Below are 8968 nucleotides of genomic sequence, written 5' to 3' on the forward strand. Positions count from 1 at the left end.
GGTCAGGGTGATCTGGCGCACTAGCTGCTGGAAGCAGGCCAGCGACGCCAGGCCCGGCAGGGCGGCCGACGACATGTCCACGATCGTCCTGGGCGCCTGGATCACGCACAGGAGCATCGCGATGGACGAGAAGAGCAGCACCACGGCCCAGGAGTGGACGGCGCGCCGCCGGTGCAGGGCGGCGCGCAGGACGGACAGGGACGCCACCAGCCACGGCCCGTACACCAGCAGCGGCCACCAGGAGGCGATGCCGTCCTGCATGCGGGAGAGGGCCACGATGCGCAGCGGGTCGTAGGCGACCATGCCGCCGAAGAAGCTCACGGCGGATGCGGTCACCGCGGTGAGTGCGGCGATGAGGTGGCTGACGGCTCGCAGTCCGCTCGGGCGCCTGCGTTCACGGACTTTTCGGTGGCCGCGCGAGACATCCTTCAACGGAGGTAGTTCCGCCGTGATTTCCTGAAGATTTTCCAGGGGGGTGTTGGTGCGGTCGCCGGCGCGGTTGTGGGCCCGGTGGTCGGTGCGGTCGTCCCCGGAATTCTCCGGATGGTCCTGAGACAAGGAGTCGAAGACGGAAGATGTGTCCGGCTGCCCGGAGGACACTGTTTCCTCTCGGGCCGCAGGAATTCTCCTCCGCTGCTCCTCCTCCATTGCGTCCTGGAGCATGAACGCAAGTTCTTCGGCGGGATCCCAGGCCGAATCCGGGGGAACGAGAGGGCCGGTGAAGAATCGGGTGGGCGCTCGGTGCCGTCCGGTTCCCGCACCGGGCCCTTCGGGTACGCCCGGAGTCGCCCCCGGGTACGAGCGGTCTGCGGAATACCCCGGACGTCGGTCGATACGTTCGTCATACATAAAATGGTCCGGCTACTCCGGTCGAGGAAAGGCGGACCGGCCGTCCGAGCCGACCCAGCGGCGGGCGAGGTCGGCCTCCAGTCGGCTCATCGCCTCCAGGAAATCCCGCAGCAGCGTCTCGGTCTCCGCCAGTGCGACCGGGAGACCGCCCCTGGTCAGGGTGCCGTTGGCGGTGGCCGACGCATGCACGGGTGCGGGCAGGTACGTGTACGGTCCCAGCGCCACGGCGTGTGCGGCACCCGGGTCCTGCCGCGCGCGACCCGCGAGCAGCCCCAAGTACCCGTCCCTGGTTGCCTTAGTCATATCCCGACTAACGTCACCCGACTTGCCCGGATGCGCGGCAAACGGGTGAAGGAATTGCCTGACATGCCTATAGGTGCGATCGGATGCTTCATCCGCCGTCCGGTGGGACGGCGGAGCTCCCCGAGTACGGCACCGCTCGCCGGCAGGGCGCGTTTCACCGATCGACCAGCTCACCGATCAACCAGTTCAGTGGTTCAGCGGTTCATCGGTTCAGCGGTTCGCCGGGGAACGGCCGACTGTTGCTCTGCAGCACCTCGACCATATGTCGGTGGCGACGCAATTCCACGGTATCGACTCGCCGCATTCTGCTCTGGTACGGCGGCAAGAAAACCGACCCCACGGTACAGGCGGATGCGGCCGCGACAAGCATCCATACGGTGACGTTCCACATGTTTCTCTCCATGGGCCCGGTGACGCGACACCGGCATAACGGCATGGAATATGCGGGGTTACGGAAAAGAGGCAGGAGTCCTCGGGTGGGCCAAGGCCGTTCGCTTCCGTCCCGGCGGCTCAGCGCAGAATCCGCACCGTCCGGGCCGCGCTCGCCTGGTCCAGCTCCGACACCCGTACCGTCGCCTTCGCGGTCCATGTGCCGGGGAGCGGCAGGGTCAGAGTGTCGGTGCCCCAGTAGCCGCCCCGGTCGGTGAGCCGGGCGTCGATCGGGCCGATCCCCTTGGCCGGCAGGGACAGGGACAGACGGAGTTCGGGGACGGCGGACAGGCCGCCGTCGGGGCCGAACACCACCGCCTCCACCGCGTTCTGGCCGACACGGCCCGGTTCCAGGGTGATCTGCACCCTGCCGCGGCCACCGGGGCTGCCGGTGTCGAAGGGGATCACGGCGACGGAGGCGCCCGGGACCCCGGCCGTCGGCGCCCACCCGTCCCGCGCCGCCGCATCCGCCGCGGTCCGGCCCGGCGGCGTCGCCCCGAGCACCGTGGTGATCACCAGGACCGCGACCCCCACGGTGACCTCGGCGAGGACCGAGCGGCGCAGCGCACGGGCAACGGCCTCCGGCCCGGGCGGCGGAGCCGCAGGCGAGGCCGGGGCCGTGGACTTCGCCAGTCGGCTCGTCCAGCGGCGGGAGCGGGCAGCCAGGGCCGCCAGCAGCGCCACCGCGAGCAGCTTCGCCAGCAGCAGCCGGCCGTACGTCGTGCCGGTGAGCGCGGCCGGGGAGCCCAGGCCGCGCCAGGACTGGTAGGTGCCGGTGAGGACGAGGACGGTGACAGCGAGGACGGCGAGCCGGGAGAAGCGGGTCACCGTCGCCGTCAGCTGCGCGTCCCGGTTTGGGGATCGGCGGGTTTCCTCGGCCGACGCTCCGTCGGTCGTCTCCGCCGCCGTGCCGCCGACCGGCGCGCGGCTCGCCCGCGCCTCCCCCTGCAGCGTGGTGAGGAGCGCCGTCAGGCCGCCCAGCCATACGGCCATCGCCAGCAGGTGCAGCACCGAGGACGCCATCGCCCACGGCACCTGGATGCCGGCCGCGGCGTGGTCGGAGACGGCCCAGGTCAGGGCGAGGAGGAGAGCGAGGACCAAGGCGAGGGGGAGGGTGAGGGCCAGAGGGGCGGCTGCGGCTTTTGCGCTGGATGGGGTTCCGGCGACCGGCGTGGTCGGCATCGGCGTGGTCGTCGTGGTGGATGTGGTCGGCGTCGGCGTGGTCGTCGTGGTGGATGTGGTCGGCGTGGTTCTCGTGGTGTGGGCGGTCCAGGTGGTCGGCGTGGTCTCCGTGGTCCTTGTGTTCGGCATGGTCGTCGTGGTCGGCAGTCGTCGGACGAACAGCGCCGTCGGGGCCAGGAGGGTGAGGCGGGTCAGCAGGGCCAGGCCGGGGCGGCCGGTCAGGGTGTGGGCGAGGGCCGCGGGGTGGAGCGCGGCGGCCGGGCCCGCGCCCGTCTCGTAGGGGGCGCGCAGGAGGAGCAGTGCGAGCGTGGACACCAGCAGCGTCCACCAGCCGGCCGCCAGCGGCCCGCGCGACGGGCGGGGGTCCGGTGGCCGGCACAGCAGGACGAAGGCGGCGGTGCCGATGAGCAGGGCGGCTCCGCTGTAGGCCGCAGCGCGGGCGAGACCGTGGAGAGCGCGGGTCAGCGGGTCCTCGGCCCGGCCGGTGGCGACGGCGGCGGACACCGCCGAGGGGCTGCCCACGGAGAAGGTGAAGGCGCCGGAGACCGGGTGGCCGTCCGCCGACACCACCCGCCAGGCCACGGTGAACGTGCCCCGGCCGAGTCCGGCGGGGAACGCCACGCGCGCCGTGTCCGTCCGGCCGGGCGCGTGCTCGGCCGGGTCGGTGCGCACCCGCCGCCCGTCCGGGCCGAACAGGCGGAAGGTGTCGTCGAGCAGGCCGACGGACTCGCTGAAGGTGAGAGTGACCGCACGCGGTGCGGACGGCAGGACGGTTCCGTCTGCGGGGTCGAGCGAGCGCAGCGCCGCGTGTCCCGCCGCGGGATTGGCCCCGGCGAGGAGCAGCAGTACGAGCAGCGAGCCCAGCAGCACCAGGTGGGACAGTCGTCGCCGTCGGGTCACGTCACCGCTCCGTCGAGGAAGTCGCCGGCCTTCCGGTTGAGTACGGACCGGGGCGGCGGTTCGCTCAGGCGGTGCCGGGGAAGGCCGTCTCCCGGGCGAGGAAGGCGAGTTGGGCGCGTTTTTCGGGCAGGTGGACGTCCGGCAGGTCGATCTCCGGCAGCACGACCACCGGCCCCCGCTCGAAGCCTTGCCGCAGGAAGCGGGCGACGGCCTTGTCGTTGCGTACGTCCGGATCCACCACGACGCGCCCGCGGTCCAGGGTCAGCAGCACGTACGACAGCAGCACGTCCAGCAGCGCCGCCGTCCACCCCGGCCGCGGGCCCTGCGGGCCGGGCGGTGCGAGCAGCAGGTGCACGCCGATGTCGCCCGGGCGCACCGGGTAGCACTCGCTCACGCGGTCCGCCTCCGGCTCGTACGTCTGCAGCACGGCGACCGGGGTGTCGTCCTTCACCACCAGGAAGGCGTGATGGGTGTCGAGCGTCTCCATGTGCGCGTAGATCGAGGCGACCTGCCGCACCGTCAGGCCGGTCATGCCCCAGAAGGCGGCGCGTTCCTCGCTGACCCAGCGGTGGACGGTGGGCGCGTCGCCGTACGGGTCGAGCGGCAGGACGCGGACGGTGCCGTAGCCGTCGACGGCCTGCTCGTGGACGGCTTCACGACCGGGGGGCGTGGTGGCGGGGACGTGCGGCTCGGGCATCAGACGTCGGTCTCCTTCGTCAGACGGGCCCAGTCGGTGACGACCGGGGCGAGGTCGCCGGCGGTCCACAGGGACAGCTGGTCGTGGTGGTGGGGCGCGTCGGGGACGCCGTCGGCGCCGAGCGGGACCACCCAGCGGCTGTTGTCGCGGCGGGCGAGATCCCAGACGTACCGGGCCACCGGGCCGCGTGCGGCGAGGTCGGTCAGTCCGGGCACGGCGGAGGTGCACAGCACGCAGTCGTGGTCGCCGGACAGCCCGGGCTCGTCGTAGAACGGTTCGGTCCCGGGCAGTGCCCGCCAGGGGGCCAGGCGGTGCCGTTCGCCCCAGGGGGCGGCGGGCCGGGCGGCAACTTCTTCCAGGGCCTCGCGCACGACGGCGCGGCGGTCGATGCCGTACAGGTCCTCGGCGCTCAGGAGGTGCTCCAGGGCGTGCCCGATGCGCGGGACGAGGGCGAGCCAGGGCTGGAAGACCTCCGGGTAGGCGGGTGGTTCGGCCAGCGGGGCGAACACCGGGTGCGCGGCGAGCCGGCGGACGACGGCCGTGCGCAGCGCCGCGAAGGCCGCCGCGTCCTCGCTGCCGGCGTCCATGCGGCGGTCCCAGCGCAGCAGCCGGGCCCGGAGACGGGCCGCCCGCGGGGTCAGATCGGCCGGGTCGGCCGGGTCGGCCAGGGCGTCCAGGGCGGCCGGGTCGTCCAGGGCGGCCGGGTCGGCCGGGTCGGCCGGGTCGGCCGGGTCGGCCGGGTCGGCCGGGTCTTCGAGGGCGGCCAGGTGGTCCAGCAGCGGGGCGGCGGAGGCCAGGTGGGTGTCCGTGTGGATGGCCGGCATGGCGTCGGCGGACCACACGGGCCGCTCGGCGAGCAGGGCACGGATGCGGTCGGCGCGGTGCGGCGGGGCGAACTCCACGCCGAGCGGGGCCGCGAGGCCGCGCTGGTTGGCCATCACGGCCACGCCGTCGGACAGCCCGGCGCGGGGCGGCTCGTGCCAGCCGTGCCAGGCGTGGCCCGGTTCCCAGGCGGGGACCGGACGCACCATGTTGTCGGCGGCGCGCACCGGCACCCGGCCCGCCGCCCGGTGCAGGACACCGCCCTCGGTGTCGGCGGCCAGCACCACGTTCACCGGTTCGGCCCAGGCGTCGAAGGCACGGTCGACGTCCTCGACGCGGCGGGCGCGCAGCAGCGCCGGCAGGGCGCGGAAGCCGAGGTCGCCGGTGACGCGGGGCGGGTGACGCAGGCTCAGGGCGAGGGGGATGTCGAGGGCGGGCGCCGGGGTGTCCGGGGCCTGCGGCCCGTCCCCGCCGCCCCGACCGTCCGAGCCGGTCTCCCTTTCTCTGTCCTGGTCACTGTCCTGGTCACCGTCATGTGCACTGTCGTCCAGGAAGTCCGGGCTCTCCGGCCCGTCCGAGCCGGCCACGCCGTCCAGGCCCTCCGGGCCGCCCGCGATCACCGGTCCCCGGTCGGTCTCGATGATCTCCACCTCGACCGGGGCCTCGCCCGCGACCTCGATGGTCTCGGTGTGCCGGGCGGCGCGCCGCCAGGTGCCGTCGGGGCCGAGGGCCTCGACCCCCGCGCCCGTGCGGCGCAGCCGTTCCCGGTACAGGTCCTGGTAGTCGGCCATGGCGTTGGTGATCGCCCAGGCCACCGTGCCGGTGTGGCCGAAGTGGGCGATGCCGGGGACGCCCGGGACGGCGAAGCCGACGACGTCGAACTCCGGACAGGCCAGCCGTATCTGCTGGTAGACGCCCGGGTCCTCGATGAAGCGGTGGGGGTCTCCGGCGATCAGCGCCTGCCCGGTGTCGGTGCGCGCGCCGCTCACCAGCCAGCCGTTGCTGCCGGAGGTGCCGGTGCCGTCGGTGGCGAACAGCGCCACGGCACCCCGCCCGAGCCGGCGCAGGACCTGCTCGCGCCAGAGCTTGGCCGGGAAGCCGGCGAAGAGGATGTGCGTGGCGAGCCAGACGCCGAGCGGGTGCCAGGGTTCCCAGCGCCCCGGGGCGAGGCCGGTCCGCGCGAACTCCGGGGCGCGGCGCGCACCGGCCGCAAGGCCGTCGTTGACGCCGTCGGTGTACGCGCGCACCCACGCGGCCGTCTCCGCATCCTGTTGCTCCAGGGCCGCGAAGCAGCGTCGGGCGGTGTCGTCGAGGCGGGCGCGCCGGGCGAAGACGTCCCAGGCCAGGGCAGTGGCGCCGAGGAAGGAGGCGGAGGTGCCCTGCGCGCGGTGCCGTTCCACCTCCAGTTGCCAGGCACGGTCCAGGGCCGTGACCCGGCCCTGGGCGCGGAGGAGCGCGAGGGCGCTGTCGGCGCGCAGGTGCGGTACGCCCCAGGCGTCGCGGTACAGCTCGGCGGTCAAGGATCCCACCCCCATCGGTTCAGTTAGGCAAACCTAACTCAGCTTGTCGGGAGAGGGCGCGCGGGGTCCTGCCGAAACACAGCGGAGCCGATCGCGTAAGCGAAGCCGGCCACGTGAGCCGAGGCAAGCGGAATCGGTCCCGGCTGCGTGCCGCGCCCCGGCGGGAGATCATCGGCACATGGACGTCACCCTGCACCTCGCCCAGGACCCGGACGCCGACGCCCTCCTGGGCCGCAGTCCGCTCGCCGCGCTGATCGGGATGCTCCTCGACCAGCAGATCCCGATGGAATGGGCGTTCAAGGGACCCGCCACGATCGCCCGGCGCATGGGCACCCAGGATCTGGACGCCCACGAGATCGTGGCGTTCGATCCGGAGACCTTCGCCCGGCTGCTGTCGGACAAGCCGGCCGTGCACCGCTACCCGGGGTCGATGGCCAAGCGGATCCAGCAGCTGTGCCGATACCTCGTCGAACACTACGACGGCGATCCCGAGGCGATCTGGCGGGACGTGGACAGCGGGCCGGAACTGCTGCGCCGGCTGGAGGACCTGCCCGGGTTCGGCAAGCAGAAGGCCCAGATCTTCCTCGCGCTGCTCGGCAAGCAGCTGGGGGTACGGCCCGAGGGCTGGCGGGAGGCCGCGGGGGCGTACGGCGAACCGGACTCCTACCGGTCCGTGGCCGACATCACCGGACCCGAGTCCCTGGCCAGGGTGCGCGCCTTCAAGCAGGAGACGAAGGCGGCGGCGAAGGCGGCCAAGTCCGCCCGGTCGGCCGGGCGGACCAAGTCCTCCGGGAGGCCGACGAGCTGACGGAGCTGCGGCTCGGTGAGCCTGGAGCCGGCCCGGCGGCCCTGCAGTCGATCCGGCGGCCCAGGAGCCGGCCCAGTGGTCCTGGAGCCGGTCCAGTGGTGGTCGGGCCCGGCCGGGCGGTGAGCCGGGAACTCCCCCGGACGGCCGTCAGCGGTGGCGGTGTGCTCCGGACCGGCGCCAGCATGAACCATGACCGAGCCACCGAGCAGCGGCCCCGGCGGGCCGGGGTACGACGACCGCCGCGTCCACGCGGCGCGCGACGCACGTGCCGGAGGACCCGGAGGGGCGGCCGGTGCCCCAGGGACCCACGGCACAGCAGGTGCCGCAGGGGCCGCGGGTGGTCCGGGCGACACCCGGGAACCATGGCCCCCGCACGCGTCCGCACCGCGCGGTGGACCGTATCCGGAACCGCCGTTGGAAGGCCCGCTGCACTTCCTCTCCCGCACCGCCTGGCAGGCCGTTCTCGTCACCGGCGTCGCCGCCCTCGTCCTGGGCATCCTGGTCCTCATCTGGCCGGGCGCCTCGCTGCTGGCCGCCGGCGTCCTCTTCGGGGTGTACCTGCTCGTCAGCGGCGTCCTCCAACTGGTCTCCGCCTTCGGCACGCACCAGACGACCTCGCTGCGCGTGCTGGCGTTCGTCAGCGGCGCCCTGTCGATCCTGCTGGGCCTGTTCTGCTTCCGCGGCGCGATGCAGTCGATCCTGCTGCTCGCCCTGTGGATCGGCATCGGATGGCTGATCCGCGGCATCACGCAGACGATCGCCGCCGTCCACGACCGTACGGCGCCCGCGCGCGGCTGGCAGATCTTCCTCGGCGTCGTCACCTTCATCGCCGGGGTCGTCCTGATCGACTCCCCGCTGCGGTCGGTCGCCGTGCTCACCGTGCTGGCCGGCTGGTGGCTGGTCGGGGTGGGCGTCATGGAGATCGTCACCGCGTTCCGCATCCGCCGCCACGCCGCACGGGTCCCCCAGGCCCAGTGACAAGCGTTTCCCGGCACAGCAGCCGCACACGGGCGGCACGTCCCGTCAACCGCGTGCTCGCCACCTACGCCGTGCGGGCGGTTTGACCGGCCGACACGCTGAACGGCGTACGGGCGCCGGGGACACCACCGATGTGAGCACCGCACCCGCACCGCGCGCCGGCCGCCGGCCGGTCGGCCGCAGCGCCTGCGTGCGGAGGGTCGTGCGGGTGCTCGTGCTGCTGCTCGTCCTGCTGGTGCCCGGGGTGCACGCCGCCACGGCCTGGACGGCGCCCACCGCGCTCACCGCCACGGCGGGAGCAACCGGAGGCGCTGGTTACGGCGCCGAACCGGACCTCCTCGACGCGCCACTGCGCCCCTCGGACCGAGGAAGCCTGCGCGCCGGCGTACCACCGCGGGCCACGTCCCGGCCCCTGGCACCGCCCGCACCGCTCCCGCACGCGGCGGAGCGCCCCGGCCCCGCTCCCCCGACGGCACCGTC

8 protein-coding genes are annotated in these 8968 nt (G+C 73.8%); 3 read left to right on the top strand and 5 right to left on the bottom strand.

What is annotated here, in order from left to right:
* The 5 genes from GV126_RS33980 to GV126_RS34000 form a co-directional block, all read right to left on the bottom strand.
* Positions 1-849, bottom strand: an 849-nt coding sequence (locus GV126_RS33980; RefSeq protein WP_438947889.1) for a DUF2637 domain-containing protein, incomplete at its 3' end; no start/stop codon positions are given.
* A gap of 12 nt (positions 850-861) precedes the next feature.
* Entirely contained in the window at positions 862-1152 is a 291-nt protein-coding gene (locus GV126_RS33985; RefSeq protein WP_236570365.1) for a hypothetical protein, read from the bottom strand.
* 510 nt (positions 1153-1662) lie between these two features.
* A complete protein-coding gene (locus GV126_RS33990; RefSeq protein WP_159675074.1) occupies positions 1663-3633 on the bottom strand; it encodes a copper resistance CopC/CopD family protein in 1971 nt (656 codons plus the stop codon).
* Positions 3634-3727: 94 nt separating this feature from the next.
* A complete protein-coding gene (locus tag GV126_RS33995; RefSeq protein WP_159675060.1) occupies positions 3728-4360 on the bottom strand; it encodes a GNAT family N-acetyltransferase in 633 nt (210 codons plus the stop codon).
* Positions 4360-6702 carry a penicillin acylase family protein gene (locus GV126_RS34000; RefSeq protein WP_159675062.1) on the bottom strand — a complete coding sequence of 781 codons (2343 nt, stop codon included), beginning with the start codon at positions 6700-6702 and terminating at the stop codon, positions 4360-4362. Before GV126_RS34000 ends, GV126_RS33995 begins: the two co-directional genes overlap by 1 nt.
* A gap of 178 nt (positions 6703-6880) precedes the next feature.
* Here GV126_RS34000 and GV126_RS34005 point away from each other — a divergent pair, with 178 nt between their 5' ends.
* The 3 genes from GV126_RS34005 to GV126_RS34015 all read left to right on the top strand — a co-directional run.
* Positions 6881-7510, top strand: coding sequence for an HhH-GPD-type base excision DNA repair protein (locus GV126_RS34005; protein ID WP_159675064.1), 630 nt, complete (start codon positions 6881-6883; stop codon positions 7508-7510).
* A 189-nt stretch (positions 7511-7699) separates the two neighbouring features.
* Positions 7700-8488, top strand: coding sequence for an HdeD family acid-resistance protein (locus tag GV126_RS34010; RefSeq protein ID WP_159675066.1), 789 nt, complete (start codon positions 7700-7702; stop codon positions 8486-8488).
* A gap of 133 nt (positions 8489-8621) precedes the next feature.
* The coding region (locus tag GV126_RS34015) for a hypothetical protein (RefSeq protein ID WP_159675068.1) at positions 8622-8968 on the top strand (347 nt) is incomplete at its 3' end.

Origin of the sequence: Streptomyces mexicanus (assembly GCF_902506575.1) — a bacterium.
Taxonomy (GTDB): Bacteria; Actinomycetota; Actinomycetes; order Streptomycetales; family Streptomycetaceae; genus Streptomyces; species Streptomyces mexicanus.

What these genes read in the sequence shown, in the direction of transcription:
- GV126_RS33985 (WP_236570365.1), bottom strand. Translation starts at nt 1,152, where the DNA reads ATGACTAAGGCAACCAGGGACGGGTACTTGGGGCTGCTCGCGGGTCGC.
- GV126_RS33995 (WP_159675060.1), bottom strand. Translation starts at nt 4,360, where the DNA reads ATGCCCGAGCCGCACGTCCCCGCCACCACGCCCCCCGGTCGTGAAGCC.
- GV126_RS34005 (WP_159675064.1), top strand. Translation starts at nt 6,881, where the DNA reads ATGGACGTCACCCTGCACCTCGCCCAGGACCCGGACGCCGACGCCCTC.
- GV126_RS34010 (WP_159675066.1), top strand. Translation starts at nt 7,700, where the DNA reads ATGACCGAGCCACCGAGCAGCGGCCCCGGCGGGCCGGGGTACGACGAC.